This is a genomic window from Pedobacter nutrimenti (assembly GCF_032678445.1).
GTDB classification, from domain to species: Bacteria; Bacteroidota; Bacteroidia; order Sphingobacteriales; family Sphingobacteriaceae; genus Pedobacter; species Pedobacter nutrimenti_A.
The window spans coordinates 295,609-316,878 of the sequence record NZ_JAVTSQ010000003.1; the positions used below are offsets into that span (position 1 = coordinate 295,609).

Annotated in this window: 20 protein-coding genes; 11 read left to right on the plus strand and 9 right to left on the minus strand. The window is 39.5% G+C overall.

The features are described 5' to 3' along the window. Nucleotides 1-187: 187 nt before the first annotated feature. A complete protein-coding gene (locus R2S08_RS06360; protein WP_316834354.1) occupies nt 188-580 on the minus strand; it encodes a helix-turn-helix domain-containing protein in 393 nt (130 codons plus the stop codon). Nucleotides 581-673: 93 nt separating this feature from the next. Here R2S08_RS06360 and R2S08_RS06365 point away from each other — a divergent pair, with 93 nt between their 5' ends. Beyond that, a complete protein-coding gene (locus R2S08_RS06365; RefSeq protein ID WP_316834355.1) occupies nt 674-1,411 on the plus strand; it encodes an SDR family oxidoreductase in 738 nt (245 codons plus the stop codon). An 86-nt stretch (nt 1,412-1,497) separates the two neighbouring features. Here R2S08_RS06365 and R2S08_RS06370 read toward each other — a convergent pair whose 3' ends face one another. The 3 genes from R2S08_RS06370 to R2S08_RS06380 form a co-directional block, all read right to left on the minus strand. Beyond that, complete coding sequence (locus R2S08_RS06370; RefSeq protein WP_316834356.1) at nt 1,498-2,514, minus strand: hypothetical protein; 1,017 nt, start codon at nt 2,512-2,514, stop codon at nt 1,498-1,500. 57 nt (nt 2,515-2,571) lie between these two features. Further along, on the minus strand, nt 2,572-2,817 hold the full coding sequence (locus R2S08_RS06375) for a hypothetical protein (RefSeq protein WP_316834357.1): 246 nt from the start codon (nt 2,815-2,817) through the stop codon (nt 2,572-2,574). Between the two features lie 122 nt (nt 2,818-2,939). Further along, nucleotides 2,940-3,278, minus strand: a complete 339-nt coding sequence (locus R2S08_RS06380) for a sigma-70 family RNA polymerase sigma factor (RefSeq protein ID WP_316834358.1) — start codon at nt 3,276-3,278, stop codon at nt 2,940-2,942. Between the two features lie 144 nt (nt 3,279-3,422). On the opposite strand from R2S08_RS06380, the gene R2S08_RS06385 reads away from it, so the two are divergent. Further along, nucleotides 3,423-3,695: a hypothetical protein gene (locus R2S08_RS06385; RefSeq protein WP_316834359.1), complete on the plus strand. Its 273-nt coding sequence runs from the start codon at nt 3,423-3,425 to the stop codon at nt 3,693-3,695. A 116-nt stretch (nt 3,696-3,811) separates the two neighbouring features. Here R2S08_RS06385 and R2S08_RS06390 read toward each other — a convergent pair whose 3' ends face one another. Beyond that, on the minus strand, nt 3,812-5,029 hold the full coding sequence (locus R2S08_RS06390) for a GAF domain-containing sensor histidine kinase (protein WP_133781531.1): 1,218 nt from the start codon (nt 5,027-5,029) through the stop codon (nt 3,812-3,814). Nucleotides 5,030-5,249: 220 nt separating this feature from the next. Between R2S08_RS06390 and R2S08_RS06395 the strand changes: the two genes are divergently transcribed. After that, the gene (locus R2S08_RS06395) at nt 5,250-6,047 is read left to right on the plus strand and encodes a hypothetical protein (protein ID WP_316834360.1); all 798 of its coding nucleotides are present in this window, start codon (nt 5,250-5,252) and stop codon (nt 6,045-6,047) included. Here the strand turns inward: R2S08_RS06395 and R2S08_RS06400 are convergent. Continuing rightward, nucleotides 5,978-6,436, minus strand: a complete 459-nt coding sequence (locus tag R2S08_RS06400) for a hypothetical protein (protein WP_316834361.1) — start codon at nt 6,434-6,436, stop codon at nt 5,978-5,980. The two genes, R2S08_RS06395 and R2S08_RS06400, sit on opposite strands and share 70 nt — an antisense overlap. Before the next feature lie 446 nt (nt 6,437-6,882). Between R2S08_RS06400 and R2S08_RS06405 the strand changes: the two genes are divergently transcribed. After that, on the plus strand, nt 6,883-7,371 hold the full coding sequence (locus R2S08_RS06405; protein WP_316834362.1) for a hypothetical protein: 489 nt from the start codon (nt 6,883-6,885) through the stop codon (nt 7,369-7,371). 547 nt (nt 7,372-7,918) lie between these two features. Here R2S08_RS06405 and R2S08_RS06410 read toward each other — a convergent pair. Then, entirely contained in the window at nt 7,919-10,699 is a 2,781-nt protein-coding gene (locus R2S08_RS06410) for a glycoside hydrolase family 2 TIM barrel-domain containing protein (RefSeq protein ID WP_316834363.1), read from the minus strand. Between the two features lie 298 nt (nt 10,700-10,997). Here R2S08_RS06410 and R2S08_RS06415 point away from each other — a divergent pair, with 298 nt between their 5' ends. The 3 genes from R2S08_RS06415 to R2S08_RS06425 all read left to right on the plus strand — a co-directional run bounded on the left by R2S08_RS06415 (nt 10,998) and on the right by R2S08_RS06425 (nt 14,371). Next, nucleotides 10,998-12,221 (plus strand): HAMP domain-containing sensor histidine kinase, encoded by a 1,224-nt coding sequence (locus R2S08_RS06415; protein ID WP_316834364.1) that lies wholly within the window; start codon nt 10,998-11,000, stop codon nt 12,219-12,221. A gap of 4 nt (nt 12,222-12,225) precedes the next feature. Beyond that, a complete protein-coding gene (locus tag R2S08_RS06420; RefSeq protein ID WP_316834365.1) occupies nt 12,226-13,842 on the plus strand; it encodes a hybrid sensor histidine kinase/response regulator in 1,617 nt (538 codons plus the stop codon). Between the two features lie 133 nt (nt 13,843-13,975). After that, on the plus strand, nt 13,976-14,371 hold the full coding sequence (locus R2S08_RS06425; RefSeq protein ID WP_133781516.1) for a hypothetical protein: 396 nt from the start codon (nt 13,976-13,978) through the stop codon (nt 14,369-14,371). A 328-nt stretch (nt 14,372-14,699) separates the two neighbouring features. On the opposite strand, the gene R2S08_RS06430 is transcribed toward R2S08_RS06425, so the two are convergent. Next, a complete protein-coding gene (locus tag R2S08_RS06430; protein ID WP_316834366.1) occupies nt 14,700-15,044 on the minus strand; it encodes a nuclear transport factor 2 family protein in 345 nt (114 codons plus the stop codon). A gap of 405 nt (nt 15,045-15,449) precedes the next feature. Here R2S08_RS06430 and R2S08_RS06435 point away from each other — a divergent pair, with 405 nt between their 5' ends. Then, nucleotides 15,450-16,754, plus strand: a complete 1,305-nt coding sequence (locus R2S08_RS06435; protein ID WP_316834367.1) for a hypothetical protein — start codon at nt 15,450-15,452, stop codon at nt 16,752-16,754. 187 nt (nt 16,755-16,941) lie between these two features. Continuing rightward, nucleotides 16,942-18,273, plus strand: a complete 1,332-nt coding sequence (locus R2S08_RS06440) for a Gfo/Idh/MocA family oxidoreductase (RefSeq protein ID WP_316834368.1) — start codon at nt 16,942-16,944, stop codon at nt 18,271-18,273. Between the two features lie 139 nt (nt 18,274-18,412). On the opposite strand, the gene R2S08_RS06445 is transcribed toward R2S08_RS06440, so the two are convergent. Continuing rightward, entirely contained in the window at nt 18,413-19,246 is an 834-nt protein-coding gene (locus R2S08_RS06445) for a penicillin-binding transpeptidase domain-containing protein (RefSeq protein ID WP_316834369.1), read from the minus strand. Nucleotides 19,247-19,546: 300 nt separating this feature from the next. Between R2S08_RS06445 and R2S08_RS06450 the strand changes: the two genes are divergently transcribed. Next, the gene (locus R2S08_RS06450; protein WP_316834370.1) at nt 19,547-20,146 is read left to right on the plus strand and encodes a hypothetical protein; all 600 of its coding nucleotides are present in this window, start codon (nt 19,547-19,549) and stop codon (nt 20,144-20,146) included. A gap of 20 nt (nt 20,147-20,166) precedes the next feature. After that, nucleotides 20,167-20,718: a hypothetical protein gene (locus R2S08_RS06455; protein ID WP_316834371.1), complete on the plus strand. Its 552-nt coding sequence runs from the start codon at nt 20,167-20,169 to the stop codon at nt 20,716-20,718. The last annotated feature ends 552 nt before the right edge of the window (nt 20,719-21,270 follow it).

Sequence of the window (21,270 nt, forward strand, 5' to 3'; positions counted from 1 at the left end):
TAAATGAAATTGTAAAAGTGATTCTGAAATAGAATTAGAGTAACTTATACCTATAATCTCCCACCATCCTCAGATACCTCCCCCAAAAAACCCTGCACCTCTTTTCACACCTCAGGGCCTGTAAGATCCAGTGAGAAAAGTGGTGCAAGGTTTTACTTATAATAAACCTCATGTTCGAAAACATAAATTAAAAATAACGGAGCATTTCGGCAATAAAGAGTGTAGCAAAAAGAACGGAGGACTTGATCTTCTTTCTGTGTTTCAACCCAAATTCGATCAAAGCATTAATGACAGGCAGGGTTTCAGTGGCATGACTAGTAAGTGCATAAGATACCGTAACAGGCTTAGTATTGTTCACAGTTCGGGTAATCAGCAAATTTTCTTCTAATTGCTGCAATTCGTTCGACAGCACTTTTGGTGTTATACCTTTAGAGGTTTCAAGCAAGTCTTTAAACCGAATCGTTCCATTAAGATATAAACTTCTCAAAATAAGTATTTTCCATTTACCTCTCAATAAGTCAAGGGCATCCTGGAGCGCCAATTGCCGCTCAATGCTAGGTTCTGATTTTGATTTTCCCATAATTATAGTCACTATGCTAAAGGTAACGGATAACAAGACTATAGCAAATGTCCGATAATTTTGTACCTATCAAAAAATCAAATAGAAAAAGACATGGGAAATAAAAGAGAAAACGGTTTGGCCGGTAAAAAAGTTGTCCTGTTGGGCGGCACATCCGGTTTTGGATTGGCCACAGCAATAGCAGTGTCAGAGGAAAGTGGATCCGTTGTTGTGGTTTCAAGCAGTCAGCAAAAGGTTGACGAAGCTTTATCACTACTACCAAAAGACAGCACAGGTTTCACTGCAGATCTTGGTAATGAAAAGCAAATCGAGCAGCTTTTTAAGAAAACAGGCGAATTTGATCACCTTGTTTTTACCGCAGGCGATGCATTAAATTTCAGTAACCTCTCTGCGTTGGACATTGACAAAGCAAAGCAATCAATTAACCTGCGCTTCTGGGGCGCTATCATGGCTGCAAAGCACGGAGCGCCGCTAATACGCAAAGGTGGATCAATTATATTAACCACCGGCGCCATCGGGAGAAGACCGAGGAAAGGAACCGCTGTGGTTGCAGGAATGGCCAGCGCCATTGAGGGACTTACCCGCTCGCTTGCTTTCGAGCTTGCACCAATAAGGGTTAATGCAGTATGTGCAGGAACTTTCAGGACAAATCTTTTATCCAATATGACGGAAGCCGACAGGGAACAATTGTTTAGTCAGATTGGAAACAAATTATTAACTGGCAGGGTTGGCAATTCCAATGAAATTGCCGAAGCTTATTTATACCTCATGCGCGGAAGCTTTACCACTGGTCAGATTATAGTGGTTGACGGTGGAAGCTTACTTGTTTGAATTCGATGCTAAAAAAGAAATCCCCCTACCCGGATCCACCCAAGAAACATATTTCCCCATCACCATCTCCGGTCTCCTATTCCTTATCAAAAAGCCCCCTCTATTTTTCGGTAGTTTATTGCAAATGCCAATGTAGTGCAGAGTACTACACTTGCCCACACACGTTCAATAATATAAAATTCAGTATTTGTCATAAACAAAAGGCACAACAAGGGAAAGCTTAACAAGGATACGACAAAACAAATACCACCAATAACAGATATTAAATCTTTCGCAAAGCCCGAAAACCGACTTCCAATTACCCCGAAAACAACACCCAAAATGGGCATCCCAAAAAAGCTAAAAAGAACAAATACCGTACTTTTTTCAATATGCTGTTTAACCGGCGCAAAAAATAAAAAGTAATTGACCGCGAGGTACATCAAGATAAAATAAGGCACCAGGTATTTAAAAACCTTAAACGATTTTTTTGTTTTATCTTCATAATCAGGCGTGGCAATAACCAATGGCTGGTTGGTTTGTTCGTTTAATTCGAACTGGTAGTTGCTGTTTTTAATGGCATAACCCAAGACGCTTATCAAATCGCCGTTTTTAAGGGTTCTTTCGGTATAGCGAATATCATCTACCGCATACTTAATACTATGTATAGTGTCTGATTTGGCAGGCAAAAGGGCAAGATTAAGGCTATTTAGAATTACTTTTATTTTGCCCGTTGCATTAGTTAAATAAAAATCCTGAAACTCTTCTTCTACAATTACGCTGCCCTCACGTTCGGTATTATCTTCACTAATATAGCTAATATCTGCCTTCCTATAAGTATAAGCAATGCATTCTTGCTTAAAATAAGGCGTCTCAAAAGTTTTTGATGCACTTACTGTTCCCTGTATTTTAACCCAGCCCTCAGCAATCTGGTAAATGGGCATTGTAGCTGTTTTAATTAATTTCCGCTGGCTCTTGGTTGTGTACCATACCAAAAGCCCAACAATAATTGGAAACAATGGAACCAGAATGCGACCAAATGACAAACCTATATAAAGTGCGATCCCCAGTCCAATCAACACTAAAATACCTATTTTTAAGCCTATGGTTTTAATTTGCATCAAGCGTAGTTCATTTAAATACCTCAATTAACTTATGGAATAAAACGCATTTAAAATCAATCACATATCCTCAATGGATAAACCAATGAATTCAGCATGATAATCTTTGAGCTGAGCTTCAAGATTTCTGGCTTTGTCTTTTAATCCAGCTATGCTAATGTTTTCCTTTTCACGTTTTATCTCAGCGAAAATAATTGATTTTTCCAAATCATTTACAGCAACGATATCAATTTCCTTTAGATAGGTTAAGTTTCCTATTTCTACCACGCTACGATACTTATAAATAAAGCGGAACCAGAAATTCAAAAAGTTATCGTTAATGTAATACTTCACCGATCGGCTACTAGGTTTAGCGAAAATAGGCTTTACCTTACTAATCAGGCAAATATCGCAATCACCGCCCTACAATCATCTCGAATCTTATAAGTCTAATGCCCCTGGCTCATTAAGAAAGCAATAGAAAGTAAAGAAGCCCGCAGCAAGGTAACCGCTCTGGTCAACTGATTCTGAACAGTTTTTCTTAAAATATTCAGCTTCTCGGCAATTTCACTCGTAGAAAGATCCTCGTGATAACGCATCCTGTAGATATTCTGCTGTGCCGCAGGCATAGCCTGAATTAACAGATCATAATTTTTAAAAAACTCCTTCTGCAAAAGCTCCGCATCCGCTCCAGGATAGTAGGCTTTCGCCTCCAGCACCAGATCGCTGATCGGTAAAAACCTTTCATCTTTCTTAAAGCTCCCCTTATTTACATCAATCACCAGCATACCCGGATACCCATCAAAAAAAAACCTGCATCACTTTTATTTACCTCCAACTTAATCGATCTGAAATACGAAATATTTTATTTAAAAAAATGTTATTTATATGATATTATCAATAACTTAACATGAAAATAAAGTTATCAAGCAATGAATAATCTAAAAAACATCGTCACAAGTTTACAATTTACATTTGCCATTGCAACCGTATTGACCTTCGGTTTAGAAATGAATCAGCAAATCGCATTCATATCCTTCCTCATGCTGGGTACATTTCTGTTTTTAACTTTTTACCTCATCAGCCTGGATAGAAAATCTTCGGAAAACAGGATCTACCAGTTATTTAAAAAACAAAGGAATGCTGTTTCGTCTATTGGCAACAAAGCTACTTCTATGAGGAATCCAGGCGAGCCGGCATTTTAGCGAGAAAAGTTTAAACTATCACATTCACACAAAGACATCTAAACACATAGATATCTGTATTATATACATATAATACAGATATCAGGCGGTAAATTGCCTTTAATGAAGTATTGGTGTTATTCCACCTGCTTTTGAAAAGGTATTTTTACGTTAAAGCATGCGCCCGATCCTATTTTATTATAAATTTCCATCGTACCGCCTAAGCCCTTGATCAGGTGTTTAACCAATTCAAGGCCGAAACCATAACCTTTCTCTCCGCAGGTACCATTCGTACTCGAATAGCTGCCCATTTCTAAATATTTAAGCGCCTCTTCGCTAATCCCTGCACCCGTGTCTGAGATCTTCAAATCGAGCAAATGCTGGTGTTCTTGCTCAATTAAACTCAGCTCCACCTTAACCATCCCATTTTCCGGGGTAAACTTGATGGCATTAGAAATCAGATTGCCTGTAATTTGCAACAACTTGTTCTTAGGGAAAGGCGATAAAGTATCACCCTCATTAAGCTGAATGAGCAGGTTAATGTTTTTATTTTTCGCCTGGCCATTATAGAGATCCTCTAATTTGCCTTTAAACACACTCAGATTCAATTCATTATCCGTCAGTTTTCTGCCCTGCTGGTCTTCAGTCAAAATCTCATCGGCCAACTCTAGCAATGACTTACTGCTTTTGTGGATCAGTTGAATAAAATCCAGTACCTCACTCAGATTATTGCCATTGCCTTGCTGTACAATAATATTAGATAAGCCAATGATCCCTGCCAATGGTCCGCGAATATCATGTGCAACTTTACTTTTTGTTTGGTTCGCATTTTTGACCTCTCCCTTCAATTCCCTTATGGCCCTGTAGGTATTGATACGGTTGATCACCTGATCTGCTATAATTTTCAGCATTTCAATCTTTTCGGGGCTCAAATTTTTAGGAACCGTATCCACTACACACAGAGAGCCAATCTGCTGGCCATCGGGATCTGTAAGCGGTACACCCAAATAATACCGAAGCGACAAAGGTGCCTTAGTAAAATCTTTATCCTCAAAGCGCTTATCCAATAAAAGATTTGAAACTTCAAATTGCGGCTGCCCCATAATGGTATACTGACACAGAGACTCTTCTCTTGGTGTTTGCTGTACTTCCAATCCATGCCCCGAAATAGTCCAGGTAGTATAGGAATCAATAAGGTTGATCAGCGAAATATCGGTACCAGCTACTTTGGCCGCCAGCATAGCCAGGTCTTTAAATTCTTCAGAAAGTTCGGAATAATCCAGATCAAGCTCAGACAAATTCAACAATCTTTGCATCTCATTTGCCGGCACGGGGAAAGTCTCTTCTAATATCATTTTTTTAAAAATACAAGTATATTACGCTCAGCACTAATAAACAAGCGATCTAAGTTAAATTTACCATTACTGCCTTGTTAAATATTAAACGTTATTGAGTAGGTTTAACGTATTGTTCTGATTGCTTTTTTTTCTACCAGTTGTGCCATCGCATTAACATAAAGACATTTATATATTTCCAAAAAAATATATCTAGATTTAAAAAACCAAACGCTCTATCATGAAAACAACATCATTTTTCTTCCGAAAAAAAGCTGCCGGGACTTTATTATTTGCAGTTCTTTTGGTTTTATCCATCAATTTGGCCTTTGTAAACAAAACTCAACCCTTAAATGGAAAACTAAAGGTTACGGTGTATCAAAATGATACACCAATAATGGAATTAAACAATATCTATGTATTTGACCATTTCGTATTGGAAAAGGTCACATCAATTTTTGATACGGTTATCTACAATCCAAAGAAAAATCTAAAAGTACCGGCTGCTGACACTACTGTTCCCATCGCAGAAAATTTTGAACCGGTTAAACATAGTACAACAGAAAAACTAACCAGCTATCTGATCAGCAACCTAACAACCGGTATAAGTTCCAAATTTGACCTTTCCGAAACCAATCCAACCTTAATTGAAAAATTGCCTTTAAGCTCAAAGAAAAAAGAAGGCTTACAATTATCTGATTATTTGAATTCCATAAACTTGCCGGTAGAGAGGCTTAAATACAGTAAGGACACCTTATTAAATCATAAGAGTTTTAAAATGTTTGTTGATACTACAGCTCAACCTACTGCTTCTGGACTTAGGACCAAAACCATCTGCTATTTAGATCCAAGTATTTCTAACCTATCATTTCATATAAGCAAGGAATTTGACCAGAGAAACAAGGGATTTTTAAGCCGTATCGACGTCTTTTACAAAGATGTCCCTCCTATCAGCACGGTTTGTGAGTTTCAAGAGGGATTAGAAAAAGAGGAAGTCGCATTCATACAACGATATATCTCCTTGTCTGAGAAAAAGTAATGAAGATCTTGAATGGAACAAAATCCAATTTTACGCTGATAATAATCAATCACCTTATTTAAAAAAGCCTCCCCCTTACGCCTCAGTTCATTAATTTCCTTATGCAATTGCTCAATTTTTTGATCAATCGCTTTATGATACGCTGTATTTCCACCTTTAGGATCACGCAGCACCATGTTATCTAACAAGCTATTGATTTGATAGTTGTTCAGCTCTGTATTTTCGTATTTAGCCTGAAATTCCTCTGGAGTATACCAATTGCCATTCAGTTTATTATAAAGCCACACCTTGTGCAATAAGGCTTCCTTTACCATCGGCATTAATTTCTGTTTATCCCCAATTTTTTGCTGTTGGATGCTCAGGCGGAATTCCGGATCTACAATTCTCATGGTTGTTTGTTTGAAAATTTAAGTGACTACAAAGTTAAGCCAATAATTTTAGCACAAACAAACATCTACTAATATATTTAGTTATAAAATCAGAGAAAAAGCCACATTGTTGTGATTCGGAATTTTTGTATCTTCATTTAATTAACGAGTATACATATGGCATACACACTAGCCGCATTTGTCAACATTGACCCCATCTCAATACTTGTTGTATTAGCCATATTAATCGCAATAGGATTCTTTACAGGTAGAACCATACTCTCCAGAAAACTGAGACAGCAAAAGAAATACGTGATAAATATCTATTCCGGAATATTCAGTTTAATATTCACTATTGCCGTAATTCTAGCGGTTTTCTTCTTACTCAGATAACCCTAGAGATAAATGCAGCTACAGGGCAAAGAGAAAACTTCATATAACCAAATTATCTTTTTGTATGTTTAAATATGAAATCAAGCGCTCTAAAAAGTTCACTCCTTATCAAACTGGCATTACTTATAATGTTGTTCGCAATTTCAAGTTGTAAATCAACCCAAAAATCAGTACAAATACTTTTCCCTCCCCCAATAATCGCATTTACTGATCTAATCAACTTTTGCGACCTGCCCAACCACAATAATGAAAGCATTTATGTAAGATCCATCTATAGCAAAATTGATGGCCGTTGGACACTAAGAGCCGACAATAAAAACTGCAAAGATCTGAAAGTAGAATTTAAAATTGCAGACGGTGCCTACGTAAACGATGAGCACCTACTAAAAGAAATCGATCAAAAACCACCAAATTTCTATTTTATCATTGACGCTATTGGAACTTTTAAATTATACGACACAAAACGTGACACCACTACAGGATCAAATTCAGGAGAATTTATAGCGGAGAAGATCTTAGTGATTCAAAAAATTGCGAGTGAAAATGAAACTTTAGTTCACTAGCTTTATCAAGACAAACCAATAAACAATGCTCTTTAAATATTTCAAACTGAAACATAAATCAACAGATAAAAATATACTAGGCCATTGGATATTAGATCCTGAAGACATGACTTCATTAGAAATATACGGAAATATATCCATTCAGTTTAAAGCAAACTCCGAACTTATATACACCATACATTCCGATAACAGAGACCAGATTATTCTGATGACTTATGAAATAAAGGGTGGCATTTTGATTACAGACCAGCCATCTTCGCCCCAAAAAGAACAAACAAAATTCAATTTAGTCTCCAAAGATCGATTAGAATTGTTTTTTGGAGGAGAAAAGTCATCATATATAAGGAAGTAAGATAACTATTAGTCGAACAAATAGTAAAATTCACCAAAATTTCTCCAGAACGAATCGAGGCACTTTAAATCTTCCGTTCCCCGGATATCCCCCCAAAAAAAAACCTGCACCTCTTTTCACACCTCAGGGCCTGTAAGGTCCAGTGGGAAAAGAGGTGCAGGTTTTTCCCCCTTAATTTCCCGTTAAAACCACACCTCAATAACGCCCCTTCCGCAAATTCTGAGTAAAATCAAACCACAATGTCCCCTTAATCAACTCTCCATTAGCCAGATTTTTCTTGCTTTGAGGCCCCATCACCCCAGCAGCCTGAAATTTTGTACCAATAGGACTAATTGCATTTAAGAACCCAATATTCCCCTCAGGGAAAGCCGGTTCAACATTATTATTTTTAAGCGCATCTTTCTCTTTTTCAGGGTGCAACATTTGCAAATACATGTTCTTATCAGCAGTAAAAACAGTAAATGGCGATTCTTTATTTTCAATCACAACCCAATTCACCTCAGCATGGTAACCTTTAAATTCCGGATAACCAAAAGTCTCCCCTGTAATTGCATTATTATAAGCTTTATGCCAAACGCCAAATTGCTGACCTTTTAATCTATTTTTCCAGACTCTATATGGACCCCTGCCAAGCCATTTCATTCCGGTAATCTTCTCTTCCGGATAATTAAAGGTAATCCCAGTAAAATCAACTTCACCAGTCTGACTGTAGCTATAATCAAGTCTGGCAGTCAACGCCGAATGGAATGTCCATTTGGCTGTAAGAGCACCTCCACCTTCATATACGGCCTCCACAATGATATCACCATTACTCTTTTTGTAACTGAAACTTTTCAATGACGTATTTACCCCCGCCAGAACCGGCCCGCCAGATAAAGATATAGTTTTATCGTTTGCAACCACTTTCTGAATATACCCCGTACGCTTGTTAAAATAGAAACTTTTATCCTTTGATTTAACGATCAATTGATCACCTGTTTCAGAAGTAGAATAGGGAGAATTTTTGCCATGAAACAAACCATTCCCCGCATGTTCAGCTGGCGATGTGATAGGCCACGTCCAGGTAAACAACTCATTCTTATCCGGTCCATAAGCCGTAAGATAAAGCGCATCATTCTTTGACCATGCCGCAGGTAAAGCTATCTTAAGCACACCTTTTTCGCCAGGCTTAAGGTTCAGCATAGCCGGTACACCCGATGCTTTTACAATAGCAGATATAGCCTTGTTATTTGCCATTGGGAATTTAACCAAATTCCACTTGAATGTACATTGACTTAAATTGGTAAAGGAATATCTATTTTCAATGGCGACCTCCCCGTTAAAAGTTTTGTCAATTGGCTGCGGATTAATGTATACAGGCGACCATATTTCTTTGATGGTATAAAAGCTACCCTCCTTTTCACGATGCGGGCCAACTATACCATCAGGAGCATGGTTACCGTCGGTATCATAGGCATTATTTTTATCGGTACGGATAACCGCTTCATCCGAAAAAGCCCATATAAAGCCACCAGCCCCGTGCGGGTGCGTAAGCATCAGGTTCCAAAAATCATCCAGCCCTGCTCCCGCCCCTCCATCATACAAGCCATGCATAAACTCCGTTGGAAAGAAAACATCCTGCTCAGTAGCTACTGATTTCAGGACATAATTATAATCCGGATAATGCTTCGTATTGGTTCCATTAAAACTTTCCCAGGGATGTATCACAGTACGGTTTTGAGGATCATACAACCCGTAATCATTATCCAGTGCACGGTTCCAGCCGCCTTCGTTTCCATTATCCCAGAATATGATAGACGGATGGTTTACATCACGTACAACCGTCTCCTTAACCAGTTTACGGCCAACAACGGTATCATATTTAGCTTCCCAGCCAGTTAATTCATCCAACACATATAAACCTAATGAATCGCATACATTTAAAAAATCCTGATCGGGCGGATAATGCGACATGCGCACCGCATTTATATTCATCTCCTTCATCAGCTTTACATCCATCAAATGTATGGGGTGGCTAAGCGTGCGCCCGGTTTCGGGCCAAAAACTGTGGCGGTTACAACCCTTTAAAATTATCCTTGCCCCATTTACATAAAGACCATCATGAACACGCAGCTCTACCGTACGGAAGCCAAACTTATGCTTAACGCGATGAATGATTCCCTGCTTATTTTTTATAGTTACAATGACCTGGTACAAATTCGGAAACTCGGCGCTCCAGAGTAAAGGTTTATTAAAACTACTTTTCAGCTCCAGGTGACCCAGCGTAGTATCAACCGCAACCGAAAAAGCTTTGCCAACATTTTCACCATTCAGCTTTTGTACCTGTGCCTCTATAGTTTCATTGCCACGCAGATTTTGAGCATAAACATCCAGTTGAAAAGAGCCGTCAGCCTTTGCATTTACAGCAGTACGATCAATAAAAGTTTCAGGTACAATCTCCAAATAAACCGGACGATAGATACCACCAAACACCCAGAAATCAACATTCTTACGCTCCGCATCATTTACCGAAGAATTGGCCGATGTTTTATCAACCCTAACCTCCAGCAGATTTTTTGCGTTGGGCTTAAGCAGATCAGTTATATCATATTTAAAACGGTAAAAACTACCCTGATGTACCGGGCCAGCCTGTTCACCATTGATCATCACTTTAGTATCAGTCATTGATCCCTCAAAAACGATAAATACCCTTTTCCCTCGCCAGTTACCCGCTAAAAACTCATGTCTATAAAGCCCCTGCTCATTGCCCTTTACCTTATCATGCCCATAGTTGTAACTACCAAAACCCTGCAGTTCCCAGTTAGAAGGTACCGCAATTTTTGTCCACCGGCCGCTTTGTCTGCCACCAGAACAATAAAAATCCCATTGTACTGTATGATCCTTATCAGTACCTGATAAATACTTAGTAATGGTTTCCTGCGAGAATACATTAAAACAAATAACCAAGAACAACAACTGAAGAAATACTCTTTTCATAAACACCATGTTTAAAGTTATGTATCTAGATTAAAAGAAATTCAACTTCCTCTAAATTAAATTAGATGAACGATTGAAAGCAACCAATTCCCACCCTACCCAGATACCCCCCTCAAAAAAACCTGAACCTCTTTTCACACCTCAGGGCCTGTAAGGTCCAGTGTGAAAAGAAGTGCAGGTTTTTTTATTCCTCAAACGGAAACATAACAAACTCTTAGTAAAACACCCTTACCAATACCGATAATTATATATAAATTTGGTTACAAGGATCAAACAAACATCAAGGCAATCTATTCATATGGACAACCAAACAAACCTTTCCGAAGAAAAGTTCAATGCCATTTTAACCTACGCACCATTAGGACTGGCAGAAATTGATAAATATGGAACAATCCTGAAATTAAGCTTAGTTGGCAAAGATCTACTCGATCCCCTTTTTGAGATCTATAAGGTAAACAGCGATAACCTCTATCCAATATTAGACTGCATCCTTCCCGACATTTCAGAGCAGATACAAAACTATAAACCCGAAAGAGGTCAGATCCTCAATAACCACTTAAACATTTTCAGACTTCCACCGCCCAATAATGAAACAGAAAAGTACTACCAGTTCAACATCACTAAAATGTTTGAAGACTGTATCATTGTAGGCTTTGAAGATTTGACCAGCAAATACCTTGAAGAAAAAGCCATGCACCAGGCAGATCTCGACAAAGCCCTCGCCCAGGGAAAATTCGAAATTGCCTCAGAAGTACTACACGACATAGGAAATGCCGTAGTAGGCTTTGGCTCCTATCTAAACCGCACCAACCGTTTCCTGGACCAGGACAATATAAAAAACCTGCAAAACCTAAGCCTGTTTCTAAAAGACCAGCAAGCAGCTTTGACAGAAGCATTTGGAGAACAGAAAGCTCAAGCACTCGTCAATTTGATGGAAGGAATAACCCAAACCCAAAAAGACAGTCGGGAAGAAATCCGCAAATCTATAGATGAACAACTCAATATCATCAGTCACATCCAGGAAATCCTGGCCATCCAACGCCACTACGTAACCGGACATCCCGCAAGAGACCGTAAACCTGTAAATATAAAAGATATCATTCAAGACTGTCAATCCATGCTGTTCGCCTCTTACGACAAAAAAGGCATTAAGATTACCTTCAATATACCAGAACAAATACCCATGATCAAAGGAGACCGGACAAAACTCATGCAGGTCATATTAAACATTTTAAAAAACAGCATAGAAGCCATAGATACAGACCTCTTGAAAAAAGAAATCACCATATCACTTCTTCAAAATGACAAAACCCTACAACTGACCATAACTGATACAGGCAAAGGTTTCGATAAAACAACTGCCAGCAGACTTTTCGAACGCGGATACACCACCAAAAATACAGGTACAGGCCTCGGACTATACAATTGTAAATCCATTATCGAAAGCCATGCAGGCCTTATCGATGTATATAGTGAAGGGCCAGGTTTAGGCGCAACAACTTTGATTAAATTTACCAATTAAATTTATGATGAATCAAGTAAACACCTCCGTACTAGTCATCGACGACGAAGAAATGGTACGCGATAATATTGAAGAAATATTAAGGCCCGAGCACTCCACCAGTATAGAAAATGAGAATATCAACCAGGCAGCCAGCATTTTGTTTGATACACCAAAAGAAATACTCACACCACGCACCAGCAAAATCCCTGCATTCACTGTAGATAAAGCACCCAATGGAATGGACGGTGTCGAACTGGTAAAAAAAGCCATACAAGCAGGCCGCCCCTATGCAGTCATTTTCCTGGATATCCGGATGCCAGGCTGGGACGGACTGGAAACCGCAATGCAAATCAGGAAATACGACAGTAAAGCAGAAATTATCTTCATCACAGCCTATAGTGACCGCTCCATAGAAGATATTGTCGATAAAGCTGGTCAGAATGTAGGTTACCATTGTAAACCCTACGCCTCCGAAGAAATTATTCTGCTGGCCACCAAAGCCATCACAGATTACGACCGCCTACGCAACCTGGAAAAACTAATTGAATCCATTTCCACCATAGGCCTAAGCGAATACCAACTTAACGCCTTACTCAAAAACATCCTGGATCAACTCGCAATTTCAGTGGGAACAGATATGGCCCTGCTAGGAAAACTACACGACGACTTCACTTATGAAAAGATCATCTCCTTTGGCGCCATTGAAGAAAGAATAGATCTGGAAGAGCTCATTATCAGGATAAAAAAAATCCACCTCGAGCCAGATGAAGTTGTACAGCTAGATGATCTGGTCCTGGCCAGAATGGATTCCTATTCTGTTTTTGCAATATTGAAGAGACAAGAAAAGCTAAAAACAGAAAAAATGTACTTACTAAAACTGTTTGTACAAAATGCAGCCCAAGCCATTAGAAATGCAGAACTAAACGAAAAACTCATCCAAAAAGAGAAACTCTCTGCAGTCGGTAAGGCCATAGGCATGGTCATGCACGATTTACGCACCCCCATTAAGAACCTGAAACTCATCACCTCCATGATGCGGGAACAAAATGAAGGCGGCGAATCCATAGACCTTCTAGACCAGTGCGCCAACCAGGCAACAGAAATATTCGATGATTTCCTAGACTTTATAAAGGAAACACCCGTAAAAAAAGAACCATTTAATCTCAGCCAGGCTATTGATGCCGGAATTAAACTCGCCTTCGCCACAAATAATTATGGAAACTCGGTAACTGTCCACCAATCCATTCCCAAAGCGCTGATTATCCTTGGAGACGAAAGAAAACTCAAAAGAATCATGCTGAACCTCGTCAATAATGCTGTAGAAATCCTGCAACATGCAAAAGTAGAATCAGCCGCAGTACAAATTACAGCCAGTCCAGATGAAAAAAACAACCAGGTGCAACTTATAATAAGAGATAATGGGCCAGGAATTCCGCAAGAGATCATTAAAACACTTTTTGAACCATTCACTACCCTACATAAAATCAATGGAACAGGCCTTGGCTTGGCCATAGTAAAACAATACGTAACAGCCCATGGAGGAACGATAACAGTCAGGAACGATAACGGCGCAGTTTTCACAATCACCTTACCCACCACAAACCTCCTACCCGTTGGCCACAACGATTATGGAACCTGATATAATTCGAGATTTTGCTTCTTTTGTTATTTCCGGGATGACAGTAATCATCAAGAAAATATTAACAATAATATTACCTGATTTATTTTGGATGGTTTGTCGCTGATATTAATTTTATATAAAACATAAATACATGAAAAAGTTCGTGTTATCTTTATTTCTATTCATTGCCGGTATTTCGGGCTATGCGCAGACTTATCAGCCTGTTACCAGCAAAAACAAGACCTACCTGGCGACAGTCAAGGGACTCAGTTATACCTATGATAACGGAGTGGTTACGTTAAAAAATAACGGCAGATATAACTTAGGAACTGTAAGCATTATTGCCCATTCTAAAGTCGACAGCAATTTGTTTGGCATTGCTCTATTTGAAGATGGACTGGAAAAAGGTTCAACCAATAAAGCCGCTGTTTATTTTACCGGGGGCGTTGGAAAGGATTCACATGAGGTTCCTCTGAAAGAGATCGATCAGAAAAAGCTGGTTTTATCCTTTGATAAAGCTACAAGGGCAAAACCAGAAAAGCCATAAAAAAAACCGCAATCGATGTGTTCGATTCCAGCATGTACCATCCATGAGCGGGAACAATTGAACATTTAGAACGCTCCTATTTTAATAAGAACCGATGTTAACGGTAGTGATTTTTGTTTATTCAAATATTCTTTTACGAGACAACTCCTTTTGCACTTAAATTATTTAACTTTATTGCGAGATTATCACCCTCTTCAAGCCTGGTACTTATAAAGCACTGTATCATTTTTTGCAAAACGCAGTTATAACTGGATAGCAAACTCGAACCAGGAAACTGCCGATAAACCAGCTGACTTAGGTTACTGCAACTTTTAACTAAATCCACCCGTCAGCCCTGAACAAGATCAGCTTTAACAAAAGCGATTTTGCCATCCTTAAAAGTAATGTCGAAAAGGCCACCAATACTTCCCTCGGAAAAATTACCTGAAAATTTCACTTCGATATGAGCTTTACGGTTATTAACTAAATCCAAGCTTATCAATTCTGTCCGCGTATTATACCCAATAAAATAACTTTCAAAATATTCTTTTATCCCCACGTGGTCTCTAAATACCTTCCCGACAGAAGGATCATCGAGTACCGCATCCGGTAAATAAAAACTCAGGTATTTTTCTGTATCGAATGCATTGCCTGCAGCAATCCAGTTATTAATTAAAGTCTCTATATTCATCATATCTATTATTTTAACCACATTGGCCTTAGTTTAAATTCGCTCAAATCTCTCCGTTATTTGTACAATGCAAAAGTCATCACTGTCAGGTTTGCAGGATTAACCGAATTGGAAAATATAGTAGCCAAAATGACCTGGATCTGCCCGGTCAAAAAAACCTGCACCACTTTTCACACCTTCCACTTCCCCATTCCATCTGAAAACACCACAGACCAAGTAATATTCTATTCACTTTAATACATAAAATTTCTAATTTCACATTTATAAATTAAAAATGTAATGATAGAAACCCATTCGATATTACTTGCTCTCTGGCCAATCATTAGTCTCATCCTCCTGATCATAATAGTTAGATACACAGTAAAGACCATTAATAAGTTACTGTAAACTAGAAACTGGACAAGACCGATGAAGAATCCATTCGAGCTGATATCTCTGGCAGATGCCATGACCCGCTATCATATTCATCAGAAGATCTATGAAGATGAAGGGGATTTCAACGCACTCATTGAGCCTGATGGCTACTTCTATGTACATGAAGGCAATCTCCGGCTGGATGAGGATTTCCTACTCGACACAGGCGAATTGTCGGATGCCAGTCCCGATAAATGGATTTGTGGCTATATCATCAACGGAGATCTGATCGTGAACGGCAGTGTACTCAATGAAGAAGGCGATTACGGCCCGACGTTGCTGGTAACAGGCAGCTTGGTATGCCGTCACTTCCTCATCGGCGGCTCGGCGGTGACTGTGGAAGGCAATATCACTGCCGAAGAGGTGGTGATGCTACACTACAATCACGGCTGGATGGCCTGTGGCGGTATGATTGAGGCATCCGTATTCATCGCAGATGATTTTCATTTTGTGCCGGAGCGTAAGAATATCTCCGGGTTTTATTATCATTCCAGAGACCCATACAGTCCAGAGGAGAACGAATTTTATGAAGATGACGATGACGATGAACATATCGCAGCTGCCCTGACGGCTTTGCTAAAGAACCCGTTCATCACCACTTTTGAGGAATTGCGCCGCCGGCTGGCCACTGGCGAATCGGTGCTGAAATCCGCCATCTCTTCTCCTCATGATAAAAAATATTTCAGAGAGATCGTACAAAAAAATTACCGCGACCTAAAAACGGTGCTACCAGAATTTCTAACGAAAGAGCTGTGTATACTCGCTTTGCAGCAGACCGTATTTGCTTTGCAGTTTTTCCCGGAACAATTCATTGATACCGCAGTGGCACACAAGGCGGTGGAACAAGATGGCATGGCCCTGCGCCATATACCAGACGCACTCATCACAAAAGAGCTCTGTTATATGGCAGCGAATAACGGCGGCCTGCTCAAAACCGACATCCCTGAAAGATTCTATGAGTACGAGTTGCTGTTGGCAGCCCTCCGTAAAAGAGATTTCCAGATAGAGATGATCCCGGCAATATTCATGACCGAAGACATGCTTGTCGAATACGTAAAAATAGGCAGGGGAGCCTATCTCGACCGCTATTGTAAAACATATAGCATCTCCAAACAGGCCGTGTTACATCGCGTGATTGCTGCAGACATCAATTACCTGCAAAATATCTTTGGCTGGCATCTCTCCGCCGATACCTATCAATACGCAAGATCGTTGTATGATAACGAGGTTCATAAGGCTCAATGGGAATCCTTTTCAAAGCAATTTGACGCCAAGATACAACGGGTGCTGAAAGCCTAGCCTGTTAGCCAACCCCAACCTCCCCCTTCCCCGGATATCCCCCCCCAAAAAAATATACTTTAATTTGCCATCGGAATCGCGAATGGGCATTTTTACACGTCATTCTCACTAACTCAAACGATATATCTTGGATACTCCACTAATTATTTCGTAATTTATTTCCAGTATGAACCGTAAACCAAATTAAATGTTAAACCGTAGAAATTTCCTCAACTACGCTGCAACCGCAGTAGGAACCACTGCCCTGCTTTCTGCATTAGACAATCCGGCCTATGCCCTTTTCAATAAGACAATTGGCGCAAACGACCAAATCAATATTGGTGTAATAGGAATCAATGGCATGGGATGGTCTGACCTCAAAGCGGCCCTCAAAGTACCGGGAGTAAACCTGATCGCCCTGTGTGACAGTGATGCCAATGTACTTGATGAAAGGATGGCCGAATTAAAGTCGATGAATGTTGACGCCGCAAAAGTAAAAAGATATAAAGATTATCGTGCGCTGCTCGATAATAAAGATGTCGATGCAGTAATTATCGGGACACCCGATCACTGGCATGCCCTGATGATGATTCATGCAGTACAGGCAGGTAAAGATGTATATGTTGAAAAGCCGGTAGGCAACTCTATTGTCGAATGCAGTACCATGGTCAAAGCGCAGGAAAAATACAATAAGGTTGTACAGGCAGGTCAATGGCAGCGCAGTCAGCAACATTTTAAAGATGCTGTTGATTTCGTAAAGAGCGGCCAGCTGGGAAATATCAGAACTGTAAAAGTATGGTGTTACCAGGGCTGGATGAAACCTGCTCCCGTAGTACCAGATACCTTACCCCCTGCAGGCGTTGATTATGCCATGTGGCTTGGGCCGGCGAATAAAAGAGCATTCAATGCCAGCAGATATCACTTCAATTTCCGCTGGTTCTGGGATTATGCCGGTGGGTTAATGACCGACTGGGGAGTGCATTTATTGGATTATGGCTTGCTGGGTATGAATTCACCCGTACCAAAAACCATATCTGCATTAGGTGGCCGCTTTGCCTATCCCGATCTGTATGAAGAAACTCCTGATACGCTGACTACCTTATATGAGTTTGATAAGTTCAACATGGTATGGGACTCTGCCATGGGCATCGATAACGGCTCCTATAACCGCAACCATGGGATTGCATATATCGGTAACAACGGCACGCTGATCCTCAACAGGGAAGGCTGGGAAGTCATTGAAGAAAAGGTAAGCGGCAATAAAGTTAGCAAGCCCTTTATTAAATCCTCAGATAATGGACTGAACAATCATATGGTCAATTTCTTTAGTGTGGTCAGATCCAGAAAAAAAGAAGAACTGAACTGTTCTATACAGGATGCTGCGCATGTAGCTACCGTTGCACAAATGGGAAATCTTGCCTTCAGAAGCGACCAAAAATTATCGTGGGACAATGCCAAACACCAGTTTACAGACCAGCAGATCAACAATAAATACCTGCTGGCCCAGTATCACAACGGTTACAACTTGCCCAAAGTTTGATCCAACTAACGACCTTGTTATCCTATGACCTCCCCCCAAAAAAACCTGCACCTCTTTTCACACCTCCGAACCTGAAGCCCTTCGCGGAAGGTTCAGTAAGAAAACAAGTGCAGGTTTTTTCCACGAATAAACTTCACTGTTATTCAATAACCTTCAAATCTTTCAAAACAGACCTGGTAATCTCCTTACGACATTTCGAAAAATCGGCCCGGTTGTTTTTTCTCCTCTGCAACAACCTGGTAGCAAAAAAATAAACCTCGCCCTTTTTCTCCAGATAACCCACCCACCATCCAGTATTGGTATCATTTGCCATTGTCCAACCCGTTTTGGACCGAATAGTATAAGCCGAGTTTTGTTCAGTAATCATCACTCTTTTTACGATATCCATATTCCTTTTAGAAAATGGAAGTTTCCCTTCAAATAGCTTTCTAAGAAATACAACCTGCGAAACAGGAGAAATACCAAAAGGTCCAAAATTCCAAAAATCTGCACCAGCTTCCGAAAGGTCAACATTACCATACCCACACTGAGTAAGGTACCTCTTGTATAAGCCTCTGTCAATCCTTTTTGCAAGTTCAATAAATGCCCAGCCAGCAGAAACTTTAAATGCATCCTTTACACTGATATCATGATAAATATCAGGCCTGTAACCGTATTTTAAAGTATCCGTTTTCCCAGGCCACTTCACTACATAATCCTCATTCGATATTGTCCCGGTTTCCAAGGCAATCAACATATTGACAATTTTAAATGTAGAGGCAGGCAAAGTTTCCCTATTGGTGTTAACAGTATCTGACAAGATCCACAGATGCTTTTTATAATCATAAATCGCCACGGCACCATCTACTCCGCATTGATCAAAATGTTTTTTAAAATCAGGACGGATGACAGTCCCCTTAGACTGACAAAATACTGCCGGGGTAAGCATGAATAGCACTAAAGCTATAAGTATATCTTTTATCTTTATTTCCATAAGAGCAGAGAAATCATTTTCAAGGATTGGCTGATCTAAATTACGAATTCCACCACTAATCACAACCCTGCACGGTATGCACTCCCCCCAAAAAAACCTGCACCTCTTTTCACACCTCAGGACCTGAAGCCCTTCGCGGAAGGTCCAGTGAGAAAAGAAGTGCAGGTTTTTTCACAAAATTTTGCTTCGCTCCCAAATATTATCACAAAACAATCAAAATTTAATTTTTATATAATAATTGAAACTATAAATCATTATATATAGCTTTGCAACCATTAACTAATTATAAAAAAACGAACAATGGGAACATATCTAAAAACAGGAATCATCACCAGATTCAGTACAAGCCATCAAGAACTACAAAAAACAAAAATACATGGCATTAACCCAGAAGAAACATTTCCACGCCTGCTTGTATCCAATGAAAGAGCATACAAATTGGAGAAAATAGGCAACGAATACATCTGGACCTTAAAACCAACAATTATAGAAGATGAATTGGGAGACTTCATAAAAGAATATTACGATGACCTCTACGGATCAAAATTCCATTATGGAAGAGAGATCCAGGAACTAACCTATTTCTTCAAAACAACCCCCACGTATTCAGAAATCCAACTCTATCTCGAAAGTATTTATAACAGAGTTTTTTGCGCAGACAACTACCGTCAACAATACATCAATTTCGAAACTCAAAAAGTAAAGTGCCAAACCGATGTTATTCTATTAAGTACCGAAGCACAAGTGCTATACAAACCAGATTATGATCACCTCCCTTTCTTTGAAAGAGCCATAAGAACCCGATACTTAGATTTCGAGATAGGAGGCAGCCTATTTGTAGAAGCCAATAATAGAAAGCCAAAGCTTGCAGAGAAAAAAGAACCATCAATAATCTTCTAAACAATAAATAACGTTAAACAATGGGAACATACATTACAACAGGAATAATCACAGAATTCAGCGTCGGAACTAAATCGATAGAAAACCTGAAAGCCAAGAGCGAAACACCTATAGATGACTTTTTAAATGCAGTCGTAGACAACCCTACATCATTTAACTTTAGCGCAACAGAAAAGGTATATAAATGGACTTTAAAACCAGAAATTATGGAAAAAGAATTAAAGGCCTTTTTGGAACAATACTACAATGACATGTATGGAGCAGAATACGCCTTAGACGAAGATTGTGAAGAAATCCTATCATTTTTAAACACAAACCCAACCCAATTGGAAATCAATGCCTATTCTGAAGAGGCGGGTAACCCGGTTTTTAACGAGGTCTATAACTACGAGCAGAACATTACAGTCGGATCGCAAGAAATCTCCATTAGTCTTGGTACAATTACGTTGAGCTCAGAAGGTAAAGTTTCATACGAATCCATCTTTGGACATTTAGAGTTTTTTCAAAAATCACTCAGAAAAACCTACAAACAAAGTCCACTAGGAGGAGGTATAATTATAGACATTGATTAACTAAGGAACATCTATTACACACATATGCTACAAGCTAAAAAACACAAATCACCTCTCGAAGAAATAATCACTAAATCCTCCGAGTTTTATTCAATGGGCGAACAAAAACTTAAAGATATAAACGCCAGTAACTACAAACGTGCACGAAGCATATCATTTGCTTTAGCACACTCCTCTTCCGTCATTCTAACACCACTCGGTGGAGGAAACCAAGAGGCAAATCCACACCCGATCCTATCACCACCTCAAAAAGAACACCCACGCCTATTTCCTTCCTCAAAACGTCGAATTCCATTTCCACATGCCTTATTCGACTATTGCTAAAACTGTGGAAGAAACTGTGGAAGAAACTGTGGAAGAAATTAAATGGATTCCCTATTAAAGGAATCCTCCTCAACAATAAAAATCCTTGGGATTAAATTTAACGATATAAAAACTGAATTAAACAAGAAAGCAGCAATTTAACCACCCTCTCCGGTCTGCACCCAAAAAAACCTGCACCTCTTTTCACACCTCAGGACCTAAAGCCCTTCGCGGAAGGTCCAGTGAGAA

Coding starts and splice junctions, on each gene's coding strand:
- R2S08_RS06360 (WP_316834354.1), bottom strand. CDS start 580: ATGGGAAAATCAAAATCAGAACCTAGCATTGAGCGGCAATTGGCGCTC.
- R2S08_RS06365 (WP_316834355.1), top strand. CDS start 674: ATGGGAAATAAAAGAGAAAACGGTTTGGCCGGTAAAAAAGTTGTCCTG.
- R2S08_RS06380 (WP_316834358.1), bottom strand. CDS start 3,278: ATGCTGGTGATTGATGTAAATAAGGGGAGCTTTAAGAAAGATGAAAGG.
- R2S08_RS06385 (WP_316834359.1), top strand. CDS start 3,423: ATGAATAATCTAAAAAACATCGTCACAAGTTTACAATTTACATTTGCC.
- R2S08_RS06390 (WP_133781531.1), bottom strand. CDS start 5,029: ATGATATTAGAAGAGACTTTCCCCGTGCCGGCAAATGAGATGCAAAGA.
- R2S08_RS06395 (WP_316834360.1), top strand. CDS start 5,250: ATGAAAACAACATCATTTTTCTTCCGAAAAAAAGCTGCCGGGACTTTA.
- R2S08_RS06400 (WP_316834361.1), bottom strand. CDS start 6,436: ATGAGAATTGTAGATCCGGAATTCCGCCTGAGCATCCAACAGCAAAAA.
- R2S08_RS06405 (WP_316834362.1), top strand. CDS start 6,883: ATGAAATCAAGCGCTCTAAAAAGTTCACTCCTTATCAAACTGGCATTA.
- R2S08_RS06410 (WP_316834363.1), bottom strand. CDS start 10,699: ATGAAAAGAGTATTTCTTCAGTTGTTGTTCTTGGTTATTTGTTTTAAT.
- R2S08_RS06415 (WP_316834364.1), top strand. CDS start 10,998: ATGGACAACCAAACAAACCTTTCCGAAGAAAAGTTCAATGCCATTTTA.
- R2S08_RS06420 (WP_316834365.1), top strand. CDS start 12,226: ATGATGAATCAAGTAAACACCTCCGTACTAGTCATCGACGACGAAGAA.
- R2S08_RS06425 (WP_133781516.1), top strand. CDS start 13,976: ATGAAAAAGTTCGTGTTATCTTTATTTCTATTCATTGCCGGTATTTCG.
- R2S08_RS06430 (WP_316834366.1), bottom strand. CDS start 15,044: ATGATGAATATAGAGACTTTAATTAATAACTGGATTGCTGCAGGCAAT.
- R2S08_RS06435 (WP_316834367.1), top strand. CDS start 15,450: ATGAAGAATCCATTCGAGCTGATATCTCTGGCAGATGCCATGACCCGC.
- R2S08_RS06440 (WP_316834368.1), top strand. CDS start 16,942: ATGTTAAACCGTAGAAATTTCCTCAACTACGCTGCAACCGCAGTAGGA.
- R2S08_RS06445 (WP_316834369.1), bottom strand. CDS start 19,246: ATGGAAATAAAGATAAAAGATATACTTATAGCTTTAGTGCTATTCATG.
- R2S08_RS06450 (WP_316834370.1), top strand. CDS start 19,547: ATGGGAACATATCTAAAAACAGGAATCATCACCAGATTCAGTACAAGC.
- R2S08_RS06455 (WP_316834371.1), top strand. CDS start 20,167: ATGGGAACATACATTACAACAGGAATAATCACAGAATTCAGCGTCGGA.